At 67.2% G+C, this 20,739-nt stretch carries 25 protein-coding genes; 11 read left to right on the forward strand and 14 right to left on the reverse strand.

From position 1 onward, the window contains the following. Nucleotides 1-464, reverse strand: a 464-nt coding sequence (locus tag JNJ68_RS01180; RefSeq protein WP_294977964.1) for an N-acetylneuraminate synthase family protein, incomplete at its 3' end; no start/stop codon positions are given. 48 nt (nt 465-512) lie between these two features. Next, entirely contained in the window at nt 513-1,058 is a 546-nt protein-coding gene (gene thpR / locus JNJ68_RS01185; RefSeq protein ID WP_294977965.1) for an RNA 2',3'-cyclic phosphodiesterase, read from the reverse strand. Nucleotides 1,059-1,321: 263 nt separating this feature from the next. Between thpR and JNJ68_RS01190 the strand changes: the two genes are divergently transcribed. From JNJ68_RS01190 to JNJ68_RS01200, 3 genes are all read left to right on the forward strand, one after another. After that, nucleotides 1,322-1,819 carry an NUDIX hydrolase gene (locus tag JNJ68_RS01190; RefSeq protein ID WP_294977967.1) on the forward strand — a complete coding sequence of 166 codons (498 nt, stop codon included), beginning with the start codon at nt 1,322-1,324 and terminating at the stop codon, nt 1,817-1,819. A gap of 54 nt (nt 1,820-1,873) precedes the next feature. Further along, nucleotides 1,874-2,308, forward strand: a complete 435-nt coding sequence (locus JNJ68_RS01195) for a DUF1178 family protein (protein WP_294977969.1) — start codon at nt 1,874-1,876, stop codon at nt 2,306-2,308. 93 nt (nt 2,309-2,401) lie between these two features. Then, nucleotides 2,402-2,854, forward strand: a complete 453-nt coding sequence (locus JNJ68_RS01200; protein WP_294977971.1) for a hypothetical protein — start codon at nt 2,402-2,404, stop codon at nt 2,852-2,854. A 27-nt stretch (nt 2,855-2,881) separates the two neighbouring features. On the opposite strand, the gene JNJ68_RS01205 is transcribed toward JNJ68_RS01200, so the two are convergent. From JNJ68_RS01205 to JNJ68_RS01215, 3 genes are all read right to left on the reverse strand, one after another. After that, complete coding sequence (locus tag JNJ68_RS01205) at nt 2,882-3,379, reverse strand: winged helix DNA-binding protein (protein WP_294977973.1); 498 nt, start codon at nt 3,377-3,379, stop codon at nt 2,882-2,884. A gap of 72 nt (nt 3,380-3,451) precedes the next feature. Then, nucleotides 3,452-3,760 (reverse strand): succinate dehydrogenase assembly factor 2, encoded by a 309-nt coding sequence (locus JNJ68_RS01210; RefSeq protein ID WP_294977975.1) that lies wholly within the window; start codon nt 3,758-3,760, stop codon nt 3,452-3,454. Then, on the reverse strand, nt 3,757-4,161 hold the full coding sequence (locus JNJ68_RS01215) for a helix-turn-helix transcriptional regulator (RefSeq protein ID WP_294977977.1): 405 nt from the start codon (nt 4,159-4,161) through the stop codon (nt 3,757-3,759). Before JNJ68_RS01215 ends, JNJ68_RS01210 begins: the two co-directional genes overlap by 4 nt. A gap of 97 nt (nt 4,162-4,258) precedes the next feature. Here JNJ68_RS01215 and JNJ68_RS01220 point away from each other — a divergent pair, with 97 nt between their 5' ends. Genes JNJ68_RS01220 through JNJ68_RS01230 form a run of 3 tightly spaced genes read left to right on the forward strand, consistent with a single transcriptional unit; the run spans nt 4,259 to nt 6,251 of the window. After that, a complete protein-coding gene (locus JNJ68_RS01220; RefSeq protein ID WP_294977979.1) occupies nt 4,259-5,461 on the forward strand; it encodes a pyridoxal phosphate-dependent aminotransferase in 1,203 nt (400 codons plus the stop codon). 9 nt (nt 5,462-5,470) lie between these two features. Next, nucleotides 5,471-5,857 carry a bleomycin resistance protein gene (locus JNJ68_RS01225; RefSeq protein ID WP_294977981.1) on the forward strand — a complete coding sequence of 129 codons (387 nt, stop codon included), beginning with the start codon at nt 5,471-5,473 and terminating at the stop codon, nt 5,855-5,857. Further along, nucleotides 5,847-6,251, forward strand: coding sequence for a hypothetical protein (locus tag JNJ68_RS01230; RefSeq protein ID WP_294977983.1), 405 nt, complete (start codon nt 5,847-5,849; stop codon nt 6,249-6,251). Before JNJ68_RS01225 ends, JNJ68_RS01230 begins: the two co-directional genes overlap by 11 nt. Nucleotides 6,252-6,316: 65 nt before the next feature. On the opposite strand, the gene JNJ68_RS01235 is transcribed toward JNJ68_RS01230, so the two are convergent. From JNJ68_RS01235 to JNJ68_RS01270, 8 genes are all read right to left on the reverse strand, one after another. Further along, complete coding sequence (locus JNJ68_RS01235) at nt 6,317-6,640, reverse strand: 2Fe-2S iron-sulfur cluster-binding protein (protein ID WP_294977985.1); 324 nt, start codon at nt 6,638-6,640, stop codon at nt 6,317-6,319. 186 nt (nt 6,641-6,826) lie between these two features. Beyond that, nucleotides 6,827-8,278: a DegQ family serine endoprotease gene (locus tag JNJ68_RS01240; protein WP_294977987.1), complete on the reverse strand. Its 1,452-nt coding sequence runs from the start codon at nt 8,276-8,278 to the stop codon at nt 6,827-6,829. A 143-nt stretch (nt 8,279-8,421) separates the two neighbouring features. Next, entirely contained in the window at nt 8,422-8,610 is a 189-nt protein-coding gene (locus tag JNJ68_RS01245; RefSeq protein ID WP_294977988.1) for a DUF2065 family protein, read from the reverse strand. Continuing rightward, nucleotides 8,607-9,503, reverse strand: coding sequence for a protease modulator HflC (locus JNJ68_RS01250; protein WP_294977990.1), 897 nt, complete (start codon nt 9,501-9,503; stop codon nt 8,607-8,609). Before JNJ68_RS01250 ends, JNJ68_RS01245 begins: the two co-directional genes overlap by 4 nt. Continuing rightward, nucleotides 9,503-10,714 carry an FtsH protease activity modulator HflK gene (gene hflK, locus JNJ68_RS01255; RefSeq protein ID WP_294977992.1) on the reverse strand — a complete coding sequence of 404 codons (1,212 nt, stop codon included), beginning with the start codon at nt 10,712-10,714 and terminating at the stop codon, nt 9,503-9,505. The genes JNJ68_RS01250 and hflK overlap by 1 nt, the downstream gene beginning before the upstream one ends. A gap of 75 nt (nt 10,715-10,789) precedes the next feature. Next, a complete protein-coding gene (gene gor, locus JNJ68_RS01260; protein WP_294977994.1) occupies nt 10,790-12,148 on the reverse strand; it encodes a glutathione-disulfide reductase in 1,359 nt (452 codons plus the stop codon). 100 nt (nt 12,149-12,248) lie between these two features. Continuing rightward, nucleotides 12,249-13,034 carry a ribose-5-phosphate isomerase RpiA gene (gene rpiA, locus JNJ68_RS01265; RefSeq protein WP_294977996.1) on the reverse strand — a complete coding sequence of 262 codons (786 nt, stop codon included), beginning with the start codon at nt 13,032-13,034 and terminating at the stop codon, nt 12,249-12,251. Nucleotides 13,035-13,168: 134 nt separating this feature from the next. After that, nucleotides 13,169-13,708, reverse strand: coding sequence for a hypothetical protein (locus tag JNJ68_RS01270; RefSeq protein WP_294977998.1), 540 nt, complete (start codon nt 13,706-13,708; stop codon nt 13,169-13,171). Nucleotides 13,709-13,891: 183 nt separating this feature from the next. On the opposite strand from JNJ68_RS01270, the gene JNJ68_RS01275 reads away from it, so the two are divergent. The 4 genes from JNJ68_RS01275 to JNJ68_RS01290 all read left to right on the forward strand — a co-directional run bounded on the left by JNJ68_RS01275 (nt 13,892) and on the right by JNJ68_RS01290 (nt 17,745). After that, on the forward strand, nt 13,892-14,572 hold the full coding sequence (locus JNJ68_RS01275; RefSeq protein WP_294978000.1) for a glutathione S-transferase family protein: 681 nt from the start codon (nt 13,892-13,894) through the stop codon (nt 14,570-14,572). Further along, nucleotides 14,569-15,234: a glutathione S-transferase family protein gene (locus JNJ68_RS01280; RefSeq protein WP_294978002.1), complete on the forward strand. Its 666-nt coding sequence runs from the start codon at nt 14,569-14,571 to the stop codon at nt 15,232-15,234. The genes JNJ68_RS01275 and JNJ68_RS01280 overlap by 4 nt, the downstream gene beginning before the upstream one ends. Then, nucleotides 15,234-16,613: an L-serine ammonia-lyase gene (locus JNJ68_RS01285; protein WP_294978004.1), complete on the forward strand. Its 1,380-nt coding sequence runs from the start codon at nt 15,234-15,236 to the stop codon at nt 16,611-16,613. Before JNJ68_RS01280 ends, JNJ68_RS01285 begins: the two co-directional genes overlap by 1 nt. Before the next feature lie 193 nt (nt 16,614-16,806). After that, nucleotides 16,807-17,745, forward strand: a complete 939-nt coding sequence (locus JNJ68_RS01290; RefSeq protein WP_294978005.1) for a DMT family transporter — start codon at nt 16,807-16,809, stop codon at nt 17,743-17,745. On the opposite strand, the gene JNJ68_RS01295 is transcribed toward JNJ68_RS01290, so the two are convergent. Then, nucleotides 17,720-18,388, reverse strand: coding sequence for a thiamine diphosphokinase (locus JNJ68_RS01295; protein ID WP_294978007.1), 669 nt, complete (start codon nt 18,386-18,388; stop codon nt 17,720-17,722). The two genes, JNJ68_RS01290 and JNJ68_RS01295, sit on opposite strands and share 26 nt — an antisense overlap. Nucleotides 18,389-18,525: 137 nt before the next feature. Between JNJ68_RS01295 and JNJ68_RS01300 the strand changes: the two genes are divergently transcribed. Continuing rightward, a complete protein-coding gene (locus tag JNJ68_RS01300; RefSeq protein WP_294978009.1) occupies nt 18,526-20,733 on the forward strand; it encodes a hypothetical protein in 2,208 nt (735 codons plus the stop codon). Nucleotides 20,734-20,739: the final 6 nt, after the last annotated feature.

The raw sequence follows: 20,739 nt of genomic DNA on the forward strand, positions 1-20,739 counted from the left end.
TCGATGGTCTGCATGCCCGTCGACAGGATCACGGGCTTGCCCTTCCGGGCGATGTGGCGGATGAGCGGCAGGTTGTCGGCCTCGCCACTGCCGATCTTGTAGGCGGGGACGTCCTGCGTCTCCAGCCAGTCGGCCGCCGCCCGGCTGAAGGGGGTGGAGATCCAGATCAGGCCCAGGCTTTCGGTGTAGCGCTTGAGGTCCGCCTCTTCGTCGAGGGTGAGGGCGCAGCGTTCCATGACATGCCAGATCGAGACATCGGCGTTGGGCGGGAAGATCGACTTCGCCTCCTCGGTCATCTCGTCTGCGATGATATGGGTCTGGTGCTTGATCATCTCGCAGCCCGCCCCGGCGGCGAGGCGGACCATCTCCTTCGCCACGGCGAGGTCGCCGCCGTGGTTGATGCCGATCTCGGCGATGACGAGGGGTGGGTGGTTCGGGCCGATCTCGCGGTGGGCGATCTTCATGGGCGTCTCCGTGTTTGCCGACCGTGGTGCGTCAGGGCGCATCGGCTGTCAAGCCAGGGGGGTCAGCGGGTAGCGGGCGAGGACCTGGTACTGCGCGCCGCGGGAGGTCAGGTGGCTTTGCCAGAGCGTGAATTCGGTGACATCCCAGGGGCCGCTGCGGAAGGTGGCGCCCAGGGCGATGGCGCGTTCCAGGCGCAGGGTGTCGGGCGGCGGCGGGAAGCGGCCGAGAGTGACGTGGGGGAGGTATTTGCGCGCCTCGACAGGGCAGCCGGCGCGGCGGGCGATGGTTTCGACTTTCGCTTGCAGGTGGAGAAGGTCAGGCGACGGGGCGACCCCGGCCCAGGCGGCGCGGGGCTTGTCCTTGCCGAAGAGGCCGAGGCCTTGCAGGAAGAGAGGGAAGCCGGGGGCGCGCAGGGCCTCGAACCCCTCATGCGCGGCGTCGAGCGCGGGTTCAGGGCAGTCGCCCAGGAAGACGAGGGTGAGGTGCAGGCTTTCGGGGTCCACCTTGCGCGGCAGGGGGAGGAGGAACTGCTGGACCTGAAGCGCGCCGCGTATCGCGGAGGGCAGGTCGATCCCGAGGAAGGCGCGGATCATTCGGTTCGCCGGCGCCGGTCGCAACCGGGCGCCGGAGGGGCCTTGCGGTCGCCGATCTTGATGTCCTCGTGCCTCATGCTGCCGGAAGGTAGGGCATTCCGACCCCGCCCGCGATCAATTCCATGGGAATTCACTGTAATTTCGCCTCTTTCCATGTCATATTCGTTCTTGAGGACAACGGGCAGCGGCGAGACCCGGTAACCGGGCGGCCAAATAGGCGTGACATGGGCTGGCAAGACAAGATAGCGGCACAAGGGGCCGGGATGAACGGCACCCGGATGCAGTATGGGGCGCTGTGCTGGCGTCTTGGCGAGGCGGGGGCGGAAGTGCTTCTGATCACCAGCAGGGACACCGGGCGATGGGTGATCCCCAAGGGCTGGCCGATGCCGGGCCTGTCGCCCGAGGCGGCGGCGGCGCAGGAGGCCTGGGAAGAGGCCGGTGTCTCGGGCGAGATGAACCCGCTCTGCATCGGACGCTATGGCTATCAGAAATGCCTGTCGGTCACTTCGTCGGTGCCCTGCGCGGTGGCGGTCTACGGCATGCGGGTCGACAAGCTGGCCAGGAGCTTCCCCGAGATGAAGGAGCGGCGGCGCAAGTGGTTTTCGCTTGCTGAAGCCGCAACCCTGGTGGCCGAGCCGGAGCTGGCAACGATCATCGCGGGCTTCCTGCCGCCGGTCGCGGGCAGGGCGGCACCGATCGCGGGGGATGACGACGATGATGCCGCATCCTCTGCCCTGGGCCGCAAGCGCAAGGGGCATTGATCTTTCCGGCGCGGTGCCTAGGTATTTCACCGTCAAGACCGCGGGACCAAGGCGATGATCCGCTACAGCCTGAAATGCGAGGCCGGGCATGGCTTCGACAGCTGGTTCAAGGGGGCCGAGGCCTTCTCGACCCTGGTTTCGGCTGGTCAGGTGGTCTGCCCGGTCTGCGGCTCGGCACAGGTGGAAAAGGGGCTGATGGCTCCTGCCGTCCGCCCCGCCCGCAAGGCCGAGGCCCTGCCCGCGAAACCGGATCTTGCGGCCCCTGCGTCGGACCTGGAGGAAAAGATCGCTGCGCTTCGTCGGCAGATCGAGGAGAACTCGGAATATGTCGGCATGAACTTCGCCGCCGAGGCGCGGGCGATCCATGCCGGTGACGCGCCGGAGCGGACAATCCACGGCGAGGCGAGGCCCGACGAGGCGCGGGCAATGATCGAGGATGGCCTGCCGGTCGCCCCCCTGCCCTTCCTGCCCGCCCGCAAGGTGAACTGACCCCGCATCCCCGCCCGGCTTGACGCAAGGCCCCCGCTACGCGACGCTTCCCGTGCAGCACCCGGTGCGTGCTGCCAGGAAAGGAATTGATCCATGCGTATTCTCACCGCCTTGCTTGTTTCCAGCCTTGGCTTGGCTGCCGCGTCCACCCAGGCCGCGACCCCGGAGACCGAAACATTCGGCCAATGCCTGATCGGGAAAACCAATGGCGACGACCGCCTGTTGCTGGCCCGCTGGATCACCTTTGCCTTTGCTTCCCACCCGATCGTGCAGGACACCGTGAGCATGGACACCTCCAAGCTGGCCGAGACCGATGAGAACGTGGCCAACCTGGTGATGTCGCTGCTGACCGAAAGATGCGCGGGCGAGGCGAAGGCCGCCGTCGCAGCCGAGGGCAATGCGGCCGTCGCCATGCAGAAGGCCTTCGAGATGCTGGGCATGGTGGCGTCGCAGGAAGTGATGATGGACGCAACGACCCAGGCCCGGATCAATGCCTTCGGAGGCTATCTTGACGAAGCCCGGCTGAACAGCGCCCTGACCCCCTGAGGCCCGCAACCTGCCCTTTGCGCGACCCTAGTAGATGTAGCGGATCTGTTCGCTCCAGAACCGCTCCATCCGCTTCAGGGAGATGTTGATCTCGTCCATGCCGGAGGCGTCGATCAGCCCGCGCCTTTCGATCCCGTCGGAATGCCGGGCGAAAAGGTCAGCGAGGAGCCCCCGGACATGGCGACCCTTTTCCGTCAGCTTCACGCGGACCGAGCGGCGGTCAACTTCCGAGCGCTGATGGTGCATGTAGCCCAGTTCCACCAGCTTCTTCAGGTTGTAGCTGACATTCGAGCCCTGGTAGTAACCGCGCGACTTCAGCTCCCCGGCCGTCACCTCGTTCTCGCCGATGTTGAACAGCAGCAGCGCCTGGACCGAGTTGATCTCCAGAATGTTCAGCCGTTCGAATTCGTCCTTGATCACGTCGAGCAGCAGCCGGTGCAGCCGTTCGACCAGCGCCAGGTTGTCAAGGTAACAGGACAGGAACGCCTTCTGCGATCCGTCCAGCACCGGGGCATAGATTGTCATACCGTTTCTCCACCGTTCGGACGGGGGCAGAATCGGCACAAAGCGCAAACATTCCGTAAACTTGCCGAGAACTTATGTCGGTTTTCTGCCTTTCAGGCGGGTTTCGGCGAAGCGGGTGATCCGGGACAGGAGCGGGGCAAGCGCCGCCGGGGGCGCGGACTGGCCGAGTATCCAGTCCATCAGGTCCTGGTCGTTTTCCGCCAGGAGCGCGTCATAGGTCAGCAGGTCGGCCTCGGCGAGGCTTGCCAGATGCGCGTCGGCGAAGGGACCGAGCACCAGGTCCATCTCCTTGGTGCCGCGGCGCCAGGACCGCATCGCCATCCGCTTCAGGCGTGCTTCCTTCGTCTCCACCGTCCGCTCCCCCCCGGCCTTTCCGGTCATGCCGCCTTGCACATCGCCTGCCGCATCTGGCGTTCCACTTGCGCCAGTTTGTCGGCCAGCGCAATCGCCCCGGCGCGCAGCCGCTGCAACTCGGCCAGCGCCGCCTCGGCCTCGGCTCCCAACTGGATCGGTGCCGCGTCGGGAGCGTCCAGTCCATCGCCCTCGGCAGTGAGAAGCCAGGTCAGCGAGACATTCAACATTCCCGCCAGCATCTGCAACCGGTTGCCGCGCGGCTCGACCACGTCGTCCTCCCAGTTCTGCACTGTGGTCAGCCGCACGCCCAGCCGCTTCGCCAGGTCCTCCTGGCTTAGTCCTGCCGCTTCGCGCGCACCTGCCAGCCGGTCACCGAATGTTGCCACATCCGCCGCATACCACCGGCTCTCGGGGCTTGTTTCCGCCATCACGCCTCTCCTTCTTTCGATATCGCTTGTGTCGGTTGGGGGGCCACCCTAAGACCTTCAGCCGACAATCGCAAACCGCTTGCCGGAGATCTGACCGATGGCCTTCCTGTCCGACACGCTTGCCCGCGTGAAGCCTTCGCCCACCATCGCAGTGACGACCAAGGCGCAACAGCTGAAATCCGAGGGCAAGGACGTGATCGGCCTCGGCGCGGGCGAGCCAGATTTCGACACGCCCGAGAATATCCGCGCGGCGGCGAAGCGGGCGATCGACGCAGGGAAAACACGCTATACGGCGGTGGACGGCATCCCCGAGCTGAAGGCGGCGATCTGTTCCAAGTTCCTGCGCGAGAACGGGCTGACCTATACGCCGTCGCAGATCAGCGTCGGGACCGGGGGCAAGCAGATCCTCTACAACGCGCTGATGGCGACGCTGAACCCGGGCGACGAGGTGATCATCCCGGCGCCCTACTGGGTGAGCTATCCGGACATGGTGCTCTTGGCGGGCGGGGTGCCGGTGCCGGTGGTGGCGGGGATCGAGACGGATTTCAAGCTGACGCCTGAACAGCTGGAAGCGGCGATCACGCCGAAGACCAAGTGGTTCATCTTCAACAGCCCGTCGAACCCGACCGGGGCGGGATATTCGAAGGAAGAGCTGAAGGGGCTGACCGATGTCCTGATGCGGCATCCCCAGGTCTGGGTGATGTCGGACGATATGTACGAACATCTCGTCTTCGACGATTTCGAGTTCTGCACACCCGCCGAGATCGAACCCGGCCTCTATGACCGGACGCTCACCTGCAACGGGGTCTCGAAGGCCTATGCGATGACCGGCTGGCGGATCGGCTATGCCGGGGGGCCGGTGGCGCTGATCAAGGCGATGGGGACGATCCAGTCGCAGTCGACCTCGAACCCCTGTTCGGTCAGCCAGTATGCGGCGCTGGAGGCGCTGTCCGGCCCGCAGGAGTTCCTGGCCGACTGGCGGGGCGTGTTCCAGGGGCGGCGCGACCTGGTGGTCGGGATGCTGAACCAGGCCAAGGGCATCCGCTGCCCGAAGCCCGAGGGGGCGTTCTACGTCTACCCCGACATCTCGGGCTGCATCGGCAAGGCCACGCCGGCGGGCACGGTGATCTCCAACGACGAAGTCTTCGCGACGGCGCTTCTGGAGGAAACCGGGGTGGCGGTGGTCTTCGGCGCTGCCTTCGGCCTTTCGCCCAACTTCCGTGTCAGCTACGCTACCTCGGACGAAGTGCTGCGCGAGGCCTGCTCCCGCATCCAGCAGTTCTGTGCCGCACTGGTCTGAAAGGACATCATGGCCGACCGGATCACCGCCAATCTTCCGGCCCGCGATCTTGCGGCGACTTCGGCATTCTACGGCGCGCTCGGCTTCCGCGAGGACTTCCGCGACGAGGGCTGGATGATCCTGAAACGCGGGCCCTTGGTGCTGGAGTTCTTTCCGCATCCCGGCTGCGACCCGAAGAGCAGCTGGTTCTCGGCCTGCATCCGGGTCGATGATCCCGATGCCCTCTTGGCGGAATGGCGCGCTGCCGGTCTGCCATCCGACCACAAGTCGATCCCCCGGCTGACCGGCTTCTTCAAGCAAGGGGCCGCGCCGCGGATGTTCGCGATGGTCGATGAGAACGGCAGCCTGTTGCGCGTGATCGACAACCGCGACGCGGGGGAACGCGATGACGGCTGACCTTCCCGACTATTACTTCCGGGTGCGCGAGAACGGCGCGGTGGTGTTCCGGCTGGGCACGGAGAACCGGCAGCGCCGGATCGAGATGGACGAGATCGCCACGGTCAACGTGAAGAACGGCAACATCAAGCCGCATGGCGAGGTGGAGCTGACCGCCGCGGACCGGGCGGCGATCGGGGAATGGCTGGCGGCACGGCAGGCGCAGCTGGCGGCGCGCGAGGTCGACGACATCCTGCGTACGGTCGATCACCTGAACCTGACAACGCAATGGGCGCAGGCGCGGGCGACGGATGCGCAGCTGGAAGCGGTGACGGATGCGCTGCTCCTGGCGATGCACGACCTGCGCTCGATGCTGGTCCGGCGCAAGGCGGACCGGCTGGCCAAGGGCGACTGAAGGCTCCTCGTGCGACTTCGTCTTCTCGTCGCGATGAGGGAGAAGGCACCGACGAGCGGCGCCAGTCAGATCTGCTTTTCCGGCATCTCGACGCGCAGACCGTCGACTGCATCCGTGACCTTGATCTGGCAGGTCAGGCGCGAGCGGACCGGGTCGGGGTTCCAGGCGAAATCCAGCATGTCGGCTTCCATGCTGTCCTTTTTCGGCAGCTTCTCGACCCAGGCCGGATCGACATAGACATGGCAGGTGGAACAGGCGCAGGCGCCACCGCAATCGGCCTCGATCCCCGGGATACCGTTGTCGCGCGCGCCTTCCATCACGGTGAGGCCGTTCGCGACCTCGACCACATGCTCCTTGCCGTTGTATTCGACGTAAGTGATCTTCGCCATTCCAAAGCTCCCGGGCTCGTCCGCCCCGTGACATAGGCCAGTCCGGCGGAATTTGCCAGAGGGGGCGGGGAGCAGGCTTCCGGCACGAAGGTCACTGCTTTCAGGGCAGAGTTTGCCAGACCTCTTGCGAAAGAAATCTGGCGGCGAGTGGAACCCGCCGCCAGTCAACACTATGATCTGCCGGCGTTATTCGATGGACAGCGCAACGAAGCGCGGATCGCCGCTGCGGCGGACCAGAAGCAGGATCGACTTGCGACCGGCGTCCTTGGCCTGCTTGATCATATCCTCCAGATCCTGAAGCCGGACCACCTTCTGCTGCCCCGCCTCGGTGATCAGGTCGCCCTCGACGAGGCCTTTGGTGAAGGCTTCCGAGGCCTGGTCGACCTTCATTACCATCAGCCCCTGGGTGGAAGCGTCAAGGCCGAGCCGCGAGCGCATGTCGTCGTCAAGCGGCGCAAGCGTCATGCCCAGCGTCTCCATCTGCTTCGGGGCGTCAGGCGCGGGCGAGGAGGCGGGCATCGTCTTCGCCTCGGCATCCTCGCGGCGGCCGAGGGTGACGGCCAGCGTCTCGGTCCGGCCGTCGCGGAGCACGATCACCGGCACCGCCTCGCCGATGGGGGCGTCGGCCACACGGCGGGTCAGGTCGCCCGCGCTGGCCACGTCATTGGTGTCGAAACGGGTGATCACGTCGCCGGACTGGATGCCGGCGTCCTTTGCCGGGCCGTCGGGCACGTCGGTCACAAGCGCGCCCTTGGCATCGGCGAGACCCATGGATTCCGCGATGTCCGGCGTCACGTCCTGGATGCGGACGCCAAGCCAGCCGCGCCGGGTTTCGCCGAACTGCTTCAGCTGGTCGACGACCTTGGTCACCACGTTCGAGGCCATCGAGAAGCCGATCCCGATGGAGCCGCCGTTGGGCGACAGGATCGCGGTGTTCACGCCGACGACCTGGCCGTCCATGTTGAACAAGGGCCCGCCCGAGTTGCCGCGGTTGATCGCCGCGTCGGTCTGGATGAAATCGTCATAAGAGCCCTGGAGCTGCCGACCGCGCGCCGAAACGATCCCCGCCGAAACCGAGAAGCCCTGCCCCAGCGGGTTGCCCATCGCCATGACCCAGTCGCCCACCCGCATCAGGTCGGAGTTGCCGAAGGTCACGAAGGGCAAGGGCTTGTCGCTTTCCACCTTGAGGAGCGCGATGTCGGTCTTGGGGTCGGTGCCGACCAGCTTGGCCTTGAGCCGTTCGCCCGAGAAGAACTCGATCTCGATCTCGTCGGCGCCTTCGATGACGTGGTTGTTGGTGACGATATAGCCGTCCTCGGAAACCACGAAGCCCGAACCCAGCGCTTCCGACCGCTGCGGGCCGCCCTGGCCCGGACCGCCGAAATCATCGAAGAAATCCTGGAACGGGCTGCCTTCCGGCACCATCGGCATCCCGTCGGTCGGCGCGGCGATCATCGCGCTGGTGGTGATGTTGACGACCGCCGGGCTGATCTTCTGGGCCAGCTCGGCAAAGCTTTCCGGCGCGCCGAAGGCCTGCGCCTCGGTGACGGGCGCGACGCTGAGGCCGAAGCCCAGGACCAGCGCCAGAAGCGTGCTGGACCGCAGGGCATTGCGGATGGTGGGGGTGAGATCGGGCACGATGCGAACTCCTGTTCATCGGGACGGGCGGTGGTGGCATCCCTGCGGGGACCCTGCCGCTTCGGTGCTGAACAAACAGTTAGTGAAAGGCCATCGCAATGCAAACCCTGTCGCGGCGCTTCAAAGGGATGTGAAGGAATTTGTCATCCAGGCCCTGCCAGCCAGACCAGAAGCACGCCGAGCGCCAGGGCGACGAGCCCGATCACCCGGCGCTGGTCGATCCCGAGCGAGGCGACGAGCCGCAGCGCGTCCTCGATCCGGCGGGGGGCCAGTGCCATGACCAGCCCCTCCACCGCCAGCACCAGACCCAGTGCCAGGACCAGATGGCTCACGGCGCCGCGGGGGCCGGAACCGGGGCCCCCGGACCGCGATCCGAGCGCAGGTAGTCGAAGAACTCGCTGTCCGGCTGCATCACGATACTGGAGTTGCCGCCCTTCAGACTTGTCTCATAGGCCGAGAGCGAGCGGATGAAGGCGAAGAACTCCGGGTCCTGGCCGTAGGCTTCGGCAAGGATTCGGTTCCGCTCGGCATCGGCCTCGCCTCGGATCACCTCGGCCTGGCGCCGCGCATCCGAAGTCAGCTCGACCACCGTCCGGTCCGCCGCCGCGCGCACCCTTTGCGCCGCCTCGCCGCCCCGCGCCTTCTCGTCCGCCGCTTCCCGCTCGCGCTCGGCGCGCATCCGGGCAAAGGTGGCCTCGAGGTTCTGCTCGGGCAGGTCGGTGCGGGTCAGGCGCACGTCGATCACGTCGATCCCCAGCGCCGCGCCCTCGCGCTTGGCGATGGTCAGGATCTGGCCCATCAGCTCGAAGCGGTCCTGCGACAGCACCTGGTCCTGCGTCGCATTGCCCAGCACTTCCGGGATCGCCTGCGACAGGATGTTGCCCAGAAGCTGCTGCGCCCGATCCTCGCCGCCGGTGCCGACCGACTGGCGGAATTCCACCAGATCGACGATCCGCCAGCGGGCAAAGGCGTCGACCACCAGGCGGCGGTCGGACAGCAGCGTCACCTCTATGGGTTGGGTTTGCAGGCCGAGGATGCGGTCTTCATAGGTCACCACGTCCTGCACCAGCGGGATCTTGAAGCCGAGGCCGGGATCTTCCTTCACCTGCATGACCTGGCCGAATTGCAGGACAAGCGCCTTCTTGCGTTCGTCGACGATGAAGACCGAGGACAGCACCAGCACCAGAAGCACGACCAGCGCCGGAACGACATACATGACTCGCATCAGTTGTTCCCTCCCGTGGTGCCCGCATTCTGGCCCGCATTCTGGCCCGCGTTCTGGCCTGCGCCCTGCGCCGGGGTCATCCGGCCCAGCTCGTTCAGCGGCAGGAAGGGCACCACGCCCTGCCCCGTCTCGCCGCCCGAGACACCGTCGAGGATCACCTTGTTCATGCCGCCGAGCACCCGCTCCATGGTTTCGAGGTAAAGCCGCCGCCGGGTCACTTCAGGCGCCTTCACATATTCGGTATAGACCGACAGGAACCGCGCGGATTCACCCTGCGCAGAGTTCACCGCCTCGGCCCGGTAGCCTTCGGCGGCCTCGAGCAGCCGAGCCGCCTCACCCCTTGCGCCCGCCGTCACCTGGTTGGCATAGGCGTCGGCCTCCTTCTCCAGCCGGTCGCGTTCCTGCTGCGCCGCCTGCACGGCGCGGAAGGCGTCGATCACCTCGCGCGGGGGCTGGGCCACCTGGAGGTTGACGCGGATCACGGTGATCCCGGCGTTGTAGCTGTCGAGTGTCGCCTGCACGGCCGTCCGCAGGTCGGCGGCGATGACGCCCCGGTCGCGGTTCAGGATCGGCGACAGTTCCGAGCGCGCGATGATGTCGCGCATCGCGCTTTCGCTGACGGCCCGGATGGTGTTTTCCGGGTCGGCCAGGTTGAAGAGATATTTCTCCGGGTCCGAGATGTTCCAGACCACCTGGAAGCCGATGTCGACGATATTCTGGTCGCGGGTGAGCATCAGGCCGCTGTCGGTGCTGCCGGCGACGGTGCCGATGTCGGTGGTGCGCTCGCCGGTAACCTGGACCTTCTCGTAGGTCACGATTGGCCAGGGCGCGAAGTTGAGGCCGGGGTCGCCGACGCCCGAGCTTTCGCCCAGGAACAGCTCGACCGAGCGTTCCTCGGGCCGCACGGTGTAGAAGGACATGAACGCCCAGACCGCGACCAGCGCCAGCACGCCCAGCGCCATGCCCTGCCGGGTGAAGATCGGGCTGCCGGGATCGCCGCCGGGACCGCCCGTCCCGCGATTGCCGCGCCCGCCCATCAGAACGCGCAGCTGTTCCTGACCGCGTTTCATCAACTGGTCGATCTCGGGGATCTGCGGCCCACCTTCGCCGCGCCGACCGCCGCGACGGTCGTCATCGTCGTTGTTGCCCCGGCCGCCCCGGTCATCTCCGCCCGAACCGCCGCCGCCCCAGGGGCCGCCACTTCCTGCCATTGATCAGAACCTCTTCTTCAACTTGTCCCTAAGCTGGTCATATCCAGCCGGAAATCAACCCACCGCGACCCCTTGTCAGGCCGTTCGCACCGGTTTTCGCATCGTCACCAGCTCTTCCGCCATGGTCGGATGGACCGCGCAGGTGGCGTCGAAATCCTCTTTTGTCGCCCCCATGCCGATGGCGATGGCGGCAAGCTGGATCATCTCGCCCGCTTCCGGCCCGACGATGTGGCAACCCAGAACCTTGCGCGAGGCCCGCGAGACGACGAGCTTCATCAGCACCCGGTCCGCCTTTCCCGCGAAGGCGGTCTTCATCGGGCGGAAGGCGGTCGCGTAGACCTCGATCGGCTCCTGCTCGCGCGCGGCTTCCTCGGACAGGCCGACCGAGCCCAGTTCGGGCTGGGTGAAGACCGCCGAAGCGACAAGCCGGTGATCGAAGGCCGTGGGCTTCGCGCCGAAGACCGTGTCGGCGAAGGCATGACCCTCGCGGATGGCGACGGGGGTCAGGTTGATCCGGCCCGTCACATCGCCCACCGCGAAGATCGAGGGCACCGCGGTCTGGCTGTAGGCGTCCACCGGAATTTCGCCATCGCGGCCAAGTTCCAGCCCCAGCGCCTCAAGCCCGAGCCCGGCAGTGTTCGGGCGGCGGCCCGTGGCGTAGAGCACCAGGTCGACCTCACGTTCCGACCCGTCCGAGCCGATGACACGGATACCGCCTGCGGCCCGTTCAAGCTTCGTGACGGCGGCGCCGAGACGGATGTCGATCCCCGCCTCGCGCATCGCAGTGGCGACATGGCCGCGCACTTCGTCATCGAAGCCGCGCAGGATCTGGGCACCCCGGTAGTACTGGGTGACATTGACCCCCAGGCCGTTGAGGATGCAGGCAAATTCGCCCGCGATATAGCCGCCGCCCACCACAAGCGCCCGCTTCGGCAGGGCGTCGAGATGGAACATCTCGTTCGAGGTCACCGCCAGTTCCGATCCGGGGAATTCCGGCACGAAGGGCCAGCCGCCGGTGGCGACCAGGATATGCTTGGCAGTGAACTCCTCGCCCGTCGCCAGCCGAACCCGATGCGCATCGGCGATGGTGGCGCGGGTGTCGTGGACGATCACCCCCGCGGTCTTCAGCGTGTTGCGGTAGGCGGCTTCCAGGCGATCCAGCTCTGCCTCCAGCCGGGCCCGGAACGCCAGCCAGTCGAAGCGGGCCGGTTCGGCCTGCCAGCCATAGGCCCGCGCCTCATCGAACAGGCCGGGAAAACCGCTGGCGAAGACCATCAGTTTCTTCGGCACGCAACCCCGGATCACGCAGGTGCCGCCCATCCGGCTTTCCTCGGCCAGGCCCACTTTCGCCCCGTGCTCGCCGGACGCCACGCGCGCCGCCCGGACGCCGCCAGAGCCGCCGCCGATGACAAAGAGATCGTAGTCGAAGGTCATTGCCTGCCCCGTCCGCCGCCGTTCCGCGACCACAGCTATGCTGTCCGGCGTCCGGGCGAAAGACCCCCCACCGGCTTTTCGGACAATGGTGCGCGGCGGGTCAGTCGAGGTCGGCGAAGATGTTGCGGCTTTCGGTCACATCGACCGACCCGGTCTCGACCCGGCCCGAGTTGATGTCGCGCACCGTGACCCGCCCGTCGCCGTGGCCGATCACCACCACGTCGCAGATGTCGATGAAAAGCCCGTTCTCGACGACGCCGGGGATCTGGTTCAGGACCAGCGCCAGCTGCCGGGGGTTGCCGATCCGGGTCAGGCTGAGGTCAAGGATATAGTGCCCCTCGTCGGTCAGAAGCGGCACGTCCTTGGCCATCCGCAGCGCAACCTCGCGGCTCATCACGTCCAGCGAATAGAGCGTCTCCTCGATCAGCGCCTTGGTGGTCTGCCAGCCGAAGGGGATCACCTCCACCGGCAGGGGAAAGGCGCCAAGTTGTGCCACCTCTTTCGCGGCATCGGCGATCACGATCATCCGGTCGCTGGCCGTCGCCACGATCTTTTCCTGCAGAAGGGCCGCACCTCCGCCCTTGATCAGGTTCAGGTTCTGGTCGAACTCGTCCGCGCCGTCGATCGTCAGGTCAAGCCATTTCGTCTCGTCCAGCCCTACGACCGTGAGGCCAAGCTGCCGTGCCAGCTCTGCCGTGCGCGCGGAGGTGGCGACGCAGGTGACGGCCAGTCCTTCCTCGCGCACCCGCTCGGCAAGGCAGCGCACCATCCAGGCCGCTGTCGAGCCGGTGCCGAGGCCCAGCTTCATGCCGTTCTCGACGAAATCCACCGACCGGCGGGCGGCCACGAACTTGGCCTGGTCGATCGGCGAAAGGTCGGCTGCCATGACTATTCCCCTGTTTCAACCCCGGATAGCGCAAACTCCGCCCAAGGGCGAGAGGCTTCGCGAGCGAAAGACTGTTCGCGATTCGAGGACTGCGGCGCGTCCCGGCCGAAGTCCCCGAAGGCGGGCGGCGCCGGTCAGGTCGCCGGATCGGCCAGGACCAAGGCGGCGGCAACCTCGTCGGGGGTCAGCGCGCGGTTGCCGTCGCGGTCAAGCGCCGTCAGCCCGCGCAGCGCTTCGGCCTCATCCTCTCCCAGCGCGCGCAGGCCCGCATCCCGGCCCTTTGCGGCGATCTCGGCCGGGCTGACCTGCCCGTCGCCATCGGCATCGGCGGCGATGAACAGGCGTTCCAGCCGCCCCCGGGCCGAGGCGCTGGCCGCGCGCTGGCTGACGGCCAGTTCCGCCCGGTCCACGGTGCCATCCGCGTCAAGGTCCATCGCCAGGAACCGCCGCACCTCGGACGCGCGGGCCGCGGCACGTTCCAGCACGATATGCTCCTCGATTCCCGCCGCGGTCAGGCCCTGCGGCCCGCCGAAGCCTGCGATCAGATCGGTCATCCGGGACAGGAAGCGGTCGGGATCCTTGCCGACCAGCAGGTCAAGCGTCACCTCTTGCGCCAGACCCGTCCGCGCCAGACCCAGGACTGCCAGCATCAGTGCCATCCCCAGCCGTCGCATCCCGATCCCTCCTGCCCAAGTCCGGGCAAGACTGCCACCAGAACGGTTGCCGGAAGGTTAACGCCACCCTGCCGCTGTCGCGACGGCCTCACAATGCTGCGCAGTCCCGCGACATTCGGTCGCTTTTCGACCTGCGCCGGGGCTAGAGTTCGGCATCTTGGCAGACAAGGTTCAGGACCGCCGATGTACAAGCTGCACTATGCCCCGGACAATGCGTCGCTGATCATCCGGCTGGTGCTGGATGGCGCGGGTATCCCTTATCGTACCCAACTGGTCGACAGGTCCCGGCGCCAGCAGGATAGCGCCACCTACCGGGCGCTGAACCCGACCGGGCTGATCCCCACGCTGGAAACGCCCGTGGGCCCGATCTCGGAAACCGGGGCGATCCTTCTGTGGCTGTCCGACACTCATCACCTTGGCCCCTCGCCCGTCGATCCGGACCGGCCCGTCTTCCTGAAGTGGCTGTTCTTCCTGTCGAACACCGCCCACGCCGAGCTGCGCCAGATCTTCTACCCGCATCAATACGCCCCCGCCGACGGCCATGACGCGCATCTGGAGATCATGTCGACCCGGATGCTGCGGCACTTCGCGCTGCTGGAGACGGCGGCGCTTCAGCACCCGAAGCTTTTCGCCGCAGGCAAACCGCTCGGCGTCTATGCCATCGTGCTGACCCGCTGGGCCGCGCTTTACCCGGAAAATGGCCCGCGCTGGCTGGACCTGTCCGACTTCCCGACGCTGAAGGCACTTGCCCGCGCGCAGGAGACGCGGGTAGAAACCCCGGTCGTCGCCCGGGCCGAGGGGCTGGGCCCGCATCCCTTCACCCGCCCCGAACAGCCGGACCCGCCGGAAGGAAGCGTGTTGTGACCCTGACCCTGCACCATGCCCCCGACTTCGCCTCGACCATCGTCCGCTTCGCGCTGGAAGAGCTGGAACTGCCGCATACGCTGGCCATCGTCGACATCGAGGGGGGTGCGCTGACCAGTGCCGAATACCGCCGGGTCAACCCGGTGGGCCTGATCCCGGCGCTGGAAACCGATCATGGCCCGATGTTCGAGACGGCGGCGATCCTCCTCTGGCTCGTCGACCAGACCGGGCGTCTCGGCCCCGGGCCGAAGGATCCCGATCGCGGCGCGTTCCTGTCCTGGCTCTTCTTCACCTCGAACGCACTGCACCAGACGGCGCTGGCGATGTTCTACCCGCACCGCCCGGCGGGCGAGGCGAACACCGATGCCGCCCGCGCTGCGGCACACGACCAGATCACCGCGCGCCTTGGCCTGATCGAGACGCTGATCGAAACGCAGTCCCCGCGCTGGCTGTCGCCCGACCATCCCGGCGTGCTGGGCTACTACATCGGCATCCTCGTGCGCTGGCTGATCTCGCTGCCGCCCGCCCCCTACGGCATCGACCTCGCCGACTTCCCCCATCTGCACGCCGTCCTCGCCGCGCATGAGGCCCGCCCCGCCGCCCTGCGGGTCGCGGCCTCCGACGGGCTCGGCCCCACCCCTTTCACCAATCCAGGCTCCTGATGTTCCTCTCCGTCTTCGATATGTTCAAGGTGGGCATCGGCCCCTCGTCCTCGCACACGATGGGCCCGATGGTCGCCGCCGAGCGCTTCCTTCAGACGATGCGCGCCTCGCCCTTCCATTTCCACGGGCTCCGCGCCTCGCTGCACGGCTCGCTGGCCTTTACCGGGGTCGGCCACGCCACCGACCGGGCGACGATCCTCGGCCTTGCGGGATTTGCCCCCGATACCTACGACGCCGACAAGGCCGAGGCGGCGCTGGCCCGCATCCGCGAGACCAAGACCATCGAGGCCCCCGGTCTGGGGATCCTGGCCTTCGACCCCGCGAAGGACCTGACCTTCGACTATGGCCCCGCGCTTCCGGGTCATGCCAACGGCATGGTCCTGAAAGCCACCGACGCCCAGGGCGACGTGATCCTGGAGGAGACCTATTATTCCATCGGCGGCGGCTTCGTGCTGACCGCGGCAGAGCTGGCGGAAAGCGGCGGGGCCAAGGCCAAGGCGCGGGCGGATGTGCCCTGGCCGTTCGAGACGGCGGCGGAAATGCTGGAGATGGCCAGGAAGTCCGGGCTCTCCATCGCCGCAATGAAGCGGGCGAACGAGCTGAAGTTCCGCACCAGTGCCGAGCTGGACGCCGGGCTGAACCGCATCTGGCAGGTGATGAACGACTGCATCTCGCGCGGCATGAAGGGCGAGGGCATCCTGCCCGGCGGATTGAAAGTGCGCAGGCGGGCCAAGGGCATCCATGACGCGCTTCTGGCGGAGCGCGGCCTGAACCTGACCCCGCCGCACACGATCAACGACTGGATGAGCCTCTACGCCATGGCGGTGAACGAGGAGAACGCCGCGGGCGGACAGGTTGTCACCGCCCCCACCAACGGCGCGGCGGGCGTCGTCCCCGCCGTGATCCGCTACTGGCTGGACCATGTGCCGGGGGCCTCGACCGCGAAGGTCGGCGACTTTCTCCTCACCGCCTCGGCCATCGGGGGCCTCTGCAAGCACAACGCCAGCATTTCCGGGGCCGAGTGCGGCTGCCAGGCCGAAGTGGGCAGCGCCGCCGCGATGGGGGCCGCGGGCCTTTGCGCCGTGCTGGGCGGCACCCCGGAACAGGTGGAAAACGCCGCCGAGATCGCGCTGGAGCATCACTTGGGCATGACCTGCGATCCGGTGAAGGGTCTGGTGCAGGTGCCCTGCATCGAACGGAACGGCCTTGGCGCGATCAAGGCGGTCTCGGCCGCGTCCCTGTCGATGCGCGGCGACGGGCAGCACCTCGTCTCCCTCGACGTCTGCATCGAGACCATGCGCCAGACGGGCCGTGACATGCACGAGAAATACAAGGAAACCTCGCTCGGGGGCCTTGCCGTCAACGTTCCGAACTGCTGACGGCAAGCCCTTTCACCTGGCTCCAAATATCCCACGGGGGCTTGGGGGTGTGAAACCCCCATCCTCCGAGGAGGAGGGCGCAAGCCCCGACGACGAGACAAAGGGTCTTCGCGCGCCAGCGCTCATTTTGAAACCCGCCCGCGATGTCGCTTTCAGGCAGGCGGCCCGCGCAACCACCGGCTAGGCAATCCTCATGACCCGCGACACGACCCTCCAGGGCGTCATCCTGATGCTCGCCTTCTGCGTGATCGCGCCGCTTCTGGACGTGGGCGCCAAGCTCGCGGCCGAGAATGGCATCCCCGTGGGCCAGATCACCACCGCCCGCTTCGTGGTGCAGACCGCACTGATGCTGCCCGTCGTCCTGATCATGCGGTTTTCGATGCGGCTCTCGGGCAAGGCGCTGGCCTATACCACGCTGCGCGCGCTCCTCCTCATCGTCTCGACCTTCGCCTTCGTCTCGGGCATTCAGGTCATGCCGCTGGCCGATGCGCTGGCCATTGTCTTCGTCGAGCCCTTCATCCTCTTGATCCTCGGCCATTTCCTGTTCGGCGACCAGGTCGGCCCGCGCCGCATCGCCGCCTGCGCGGTGGGCTTCGTCGGTGTCCTCCTCGTCATCCAGCCATCGCTTGCGGCCTTCGGCCTCGTGGCACTCTGGCCTTTGGCAACCGCAGTCCTCTTCGCGCTCTACATGCTGGTCACGCGGGGGATCTCCACCTGGATGCATCCCGTCGCCATGCAGTTCCATACCTCCTGGACCGGGCTCCTGCTCTGCCTGCCGGTGATGTTTCTTGCCGACGGCTCCGGCATCCCCGCGCTGGACCCGGTCTGGCCCGCGGGCTGGAACTGGCTCTGGCTGTTCATGGTCGGCTTCTTTGCCGCCGTCAGCCACTTGTGCATGACCTATGCGCTGAAGTTCGCGACGGCATCCGCGCTCGCGCCGCTGCACTATCTGGAGATCGTCACCGCCGTGACCCTCGGCTACCTGATCTTCGACGATTTCCCCAATGCGATGACCTTCGCGGGCATGGCGATCATCGTCGCCTCCGGCCTTTACATCATCCACCGCGAGCGGCTGGCCGCGAAAGCCAAGGCGCAGGAACCGCAGTTCACCCTGCTGCCAGAAGAGCCCTGATCGCCGCATCCAGCCGCCGCCGGGGCAGGATCACCAGCATCCCCCGCCGGTCGAACTCCAGCACCACCCGCCGCGCCGTGACCCGGTTCGAGGTGCCGATCATCCCGTCCGGCGCGAAGCTGATTCCCGTGATCGGCCATTCCAGCCCCTCGCTGCGACCCATCACCGGAGCCATGGGAAACAGCGACAGGGGCTCGCCCGGAACAAGATGCAGCTCCAGCCGGGGCGGCGCGGCGAAGGCCAGGTCCTGCGGGCCGATCAGGATGCAGCGCCGCTCGGCCCGAGCGATCAGGGTAGAAAGGGCCGCAAGCCCGTGGTCCAGCCGCGCCCCGGCAAACCCCAGCGCCAGCACCAGCGGAGCCTCGATCAGCCGCAGCGCCTTGTCGAAGTCCGTCGTGATCTGTTCGGATACAACATACTGGCGTTCCAAGGGAATCTCAGCTCGCGCCCTGTCCGAGATCGAATCCATATCGCCGATCACCGCCGCTGGCATCGCGCCCAGCTTGAGCAGCCGGTCCGCCCCGCTATCCGCCGCCACCGGCACCGGGGCCCGCTTCAGCGCAAGCATCAGATCGCGCGCGGAAAAAGGCCCCCCACCGGCCAAGGTTACACCGTGGGTTGACTGGACAATCGGCGCATTCATGTAAGACTGTATCCAATTAAGGCAGGATTCTCGGGGTCCGGCCACAATCAATCCATCAAATTACCCCTGTCTGTCCATGCTATAGGGCGGTCGCAGGGTAGTATGGCGCGACGAGCAAGGCGAAAGGCTGTCCAGTCATGACCAGTGAAAGCAAGATCCTGACCGTGTCCTACGGGACCTTCAGCTGCACGCTGGAAGGGTTCGACAACCCCTTCGACACGATGAAGGCGATTGCCGAATACTTCCGCGACCTTGCCGCGCAGGACCGCCATTTCGGGGCCGAACCGCCGCCGCCCGATGCCGCCATGCTGCACCGCCTGGCCGAACGTGAGGTTTCGCGCCTGGCCACCAGCCGCGCCGCAGAAGCCGCCCGCGCGCCAGAGCCCGCCGAGACGGCCGTTGCCGAAGCTCCCGTCGCGCCGCGCATCCAGATCAACCCGGTCAACCGCCGCCCCGCCCATCCCCCCGTCGAGCCGGAAACCGAGATCGAGGACGACATCCTCGCCCCGGAACCTTCGTTGCAGGATGTGATCCCGGATGGCGTCGCAGCCAAGCTGGCGCGCATTCGCCGCTCGGTCGGCCCGACGGTGGCCGAAGCCGCCGCCCCGCTGTCGGCCTTCGCCGCCGGTCCCGATCTACCCGAGGTTTCGGAGGAGGAGGAGGATGCAATCGCCGCCGTCTCCACCGGAATCGAAGCCGATTTCGAGGAGGCCGAGGAACTGGCGGCCGCGCCGGGCGCTGCCGAGGATGTCGAGGCGGTTGCAGCCTGGCTGGAGGAAGCAGTTCCAGCGGATACCGTTCCCGAGGCCGAGGCCGAGGCTGAGGCTGAGGCTGAGGCTGAGGCTGAGGCTGAGGAGGTCGCAGCAGCTGACGCCGCCCAGGTCGAGGACGAAATTGCCGATATCGCTTCGGTTGCCGATGACCTGACCGTCGCCTTCGCCACGGAAGAGATTGCGTCCGACCTCGACGACAGCTGGGATGCCGAGGCGGCGACCGCCGTCGACGAAGCCGACGAAGACCTTGAGCGGGTTGCCGCGCTGGATGGGGTCGTCGCCGATGCCGCACTCCTGGACGACGCCCTGCCCGAAGACCTGCCGGCCGATTTCGCCCTGACGGAGATGGCGGTCGAAGACCCACTGCCCGAGGCCGCCGCCGAAGAGCCGGTCGAGGCTGCCCTTATCGAAGAGCCGGTCGAAGCCGAGATGGCCGAAGAGCCGGTCGAAGCTGCCCTGGCCGAAGCGGAGGGGATCGAGGTCATCGAGCCTGCCGCCGAAGCACCCGCTGAGCCCACCGTCGCCGCAGAGCCCGAGCCGCCGGTGGCCCGGCCCGGCGGAAGGTCGCGGCGGGTAAGTTCGCGCGTCGTCCGCCTGCACCCCGACGAGACCCCCGACGCCGATTACGACTTCGGCGCCACGCGGGTGCTGGCCGCAACCGGGGAATCGGACGAGATCGCCCGCCTGCTGCAACAGGCCGAGGAGGTGATGGCAGAGGACGAGAACCGCCGCCGTCAGGAAGCGCTGTCGCGCCTCAAGGCCGCAGTCGTCTCGACCGAGGCCGACCGCGCCGACATCGACTATGAGGCGCCAAAGTCCCAGGCGAACCTCGACCCCTATCGTGACGACCTGGCCGAGGTGATCCAGCCCGACCTGACGCCCGAGCCGCCCGCTGCGGCCGAAGTCAAGCCGCGCCGCAAGTCGGTCAACATCCGACCGGCCGAGCCGCGCCCCGGCACCATCCGTCCGGGCATGATCAGCCCGCCACCGCTGGTCCTCGTCTCGGAACAGCGGATCGACCGCGTGGGCCCGGCTGCTGCGCCCGCTGCTGCACCCGCGCCCGCCAAGGCTCCGGCCGCGCCCGGGATCAGCCCGGCGCCCGAAGGCCAGCCGATGATCGCGCTGCGCACCGGTCGCCTTTCCGGGGCCATCGGCGCCGGCGCGGCGGCGGTCGCCACCAGCATCCCGGCCCGCAATGTCGTGTTGGAAAAGCCCTCCTACGGCACCGCCACCGAGGCGGACGAGGATGACGATCTGTCCGAAGACAGCAAGGAGCTGGACGAGACCGGGCTCGCGGCCTTCGCCGAGATGGTCGGCGCCAAGTCGATGGCCGAGATGCTTGAGGCCGCCGCCGCCTATGCCACCTGCGTCGAGAAGCGCAGCCAGTTCACCCGCCCGCAGTTGATGCGCCGGATGGTGGCCTCGGCCGGCGGCAAGCCGGTCAGCCGCGAGGACGGGTTGCGCAGCTTCGGCACGCTCCTGCGCACGGGCCGGATCGAGAAGGTCACGCGCGGCCATTACAGCCTGGCCGACAACTCGCCCTATCTGGCCGAGGCGCGCAGGCTGGCCTGAGCTTTC

Source organism: Tabrizicola sp. (assembly GCF_016793705.1).
Lineage (GTDB): Bacteria > Pseudomonadota > Alphaproteobacteria > Rhodobacterales > Rhodobacteraceae > Tabrizicola.

Bases quoted from the DNA above. Each gene is read 5' to 3' on its own strand.
- JNJ68_RS01190 (WP_294977967.1), top strand. From the start codon at position 1,322: ATGAACGGCACCCGGATGCAGTATGGGGCGCTGTGCTGGCGTCTTGGC.
- JNJ68_RS01290 (WP_294978005.1), top strand. From the start codon at position 16,807: ATGACCCGCGACACGACCCTCCAGGGCGTCATCCTGATGCTCGCCTTC.
- JNJ68_RS01200 (WP_294977971.1), top strand. From the start codon at position 2,402: ATGCGTATTCTCACCGCCTTGCTTGTTTCCAGCCTTGGCTTGGCTGCC.
- JNJ68_RS01275 (WP_294978000.1), top strand. From the start codon at position 13,892: ATGTACAAGCTGCACTATGCCCCGGACAATGCGTCGCTGATCATCCGG.
- JNJ68_RS01215 (WP_294977977.1), bottom strand. From the start codon at position 4,161: ATGGCGGAAACAAGCCCCGAGAGCCGGTGGTATGCGGCGGATGTGGCA.
- JNJ68_RS01295 (WP_294978007.1), bottom strand. From the start codon at position 18,388: ATGAATGCGCCGATTGTCCAGTCAACCCACGGTGTAACCTTGGCCGGT.
- JNJ68_RS01230 (WP_294977983.1), top strand. From the start codon at position 5,847: ATGACGGCTGACCTTCCCGACTATTACTTCCGGGTGCGCGAGAACGGC.
- JNJ68_RS01195 (WP_294977969.1), top strand. From the start codon at position 1,874: ATGATCCGCTACAGCCTGAAATGCGAGGCCGGGCATGGCTTCGACAGC.
- JNJ68_RS01220 (WP_294977979.1), top strand. From the start codon at position 4,259: ATGGCCTTCCTGTCCGACACGCTTGCCCGCGTGAAGCCTTCGCCCACC.
- JNJ68_RS01270 (WP_294977998.1), bottom strand. From the start codon at position 13,708: ATGCGACGGCTGGGGATGGCACTGATGCTGGCAGTCCTGGGTCTGGCG.
- JNJ68_RS01285 (WP_294978004.1), top strand. From the start codon at position 15,234: ATGTTCCTCTCCGTCTTCGATATGTTCAAGGTGGGCATCGGCCCCTCG.
- rpiA (WP_294977996.1), bottom strand. From the start codon at position 13,034: ATGGCAGCCGACCTTTCGCCGATCGACCAGGCCAAGTTCGTGGCCGCC.
- JNJ68_RS01205 (WP_294977973.1), bottom strand. From the start codon at position 3,379: ATGACAATCTATGCCCCGGTGCTGGACGGATCGCAGAAGGCGTTCCTG.
- JNJ68_RS01235 (WP_294977985.1), bottom strand. From the start codon at position 6,640: ATGGCGAAGATCACTTACGTCGAATACAACGGCAAGGAGCATGTGGTC.
- JNJ68_RS01300 (WP_294978009.1), top strand. From the start codon at position 18,526: ATGACCAGTGAAAGCAAGATCCTGACCGTGTCCTACGGGACCTTCAGC.
- hflK (WP_294977992.1), bottom strand. From the start codon at position 10,714: ATGGCAGGAAGTGGCGGCCCCTGGGGCGGCGGCGGTTCGGGCGGAGAT.
- JNJ68_RS01225 (WP_294977981.1), top strand. From the start codon at position 5,471: ATGGCCGACCGGATCACCGCCAATCTTCCGGCCCGCGATCTTGCGGCG.
- thpR (WP_294977965.1), bottom strand. From the start codon at position 1,058: ATGATCCGCGCCTTCCTCGGGATCGACCTGCCCTCCGCGATACGCGGC.
- gor (WP_294977994.1), bottom strand. From the start codon at position 12,148: ATGACCTTCGACTACGATCTCTTTGTCATCGGCGGCGGCTCTGGCGGC.
- JNJ68_RS01210 (WP_294977975.1), bottom strand. From the start codon at position 3,760: ATGACCGGAAAGGCCGGGGGGGAGCGGACGGTGGAGACGAAGGAAGCA.
- JNJ68_RS01250 (WP_294977990.1), bottom strand. From the start codon at position 9,503: ATGCGAGTCATGTATGTCGTTCCGGCGCTGGTCGTGCTTCTGGTGCTG.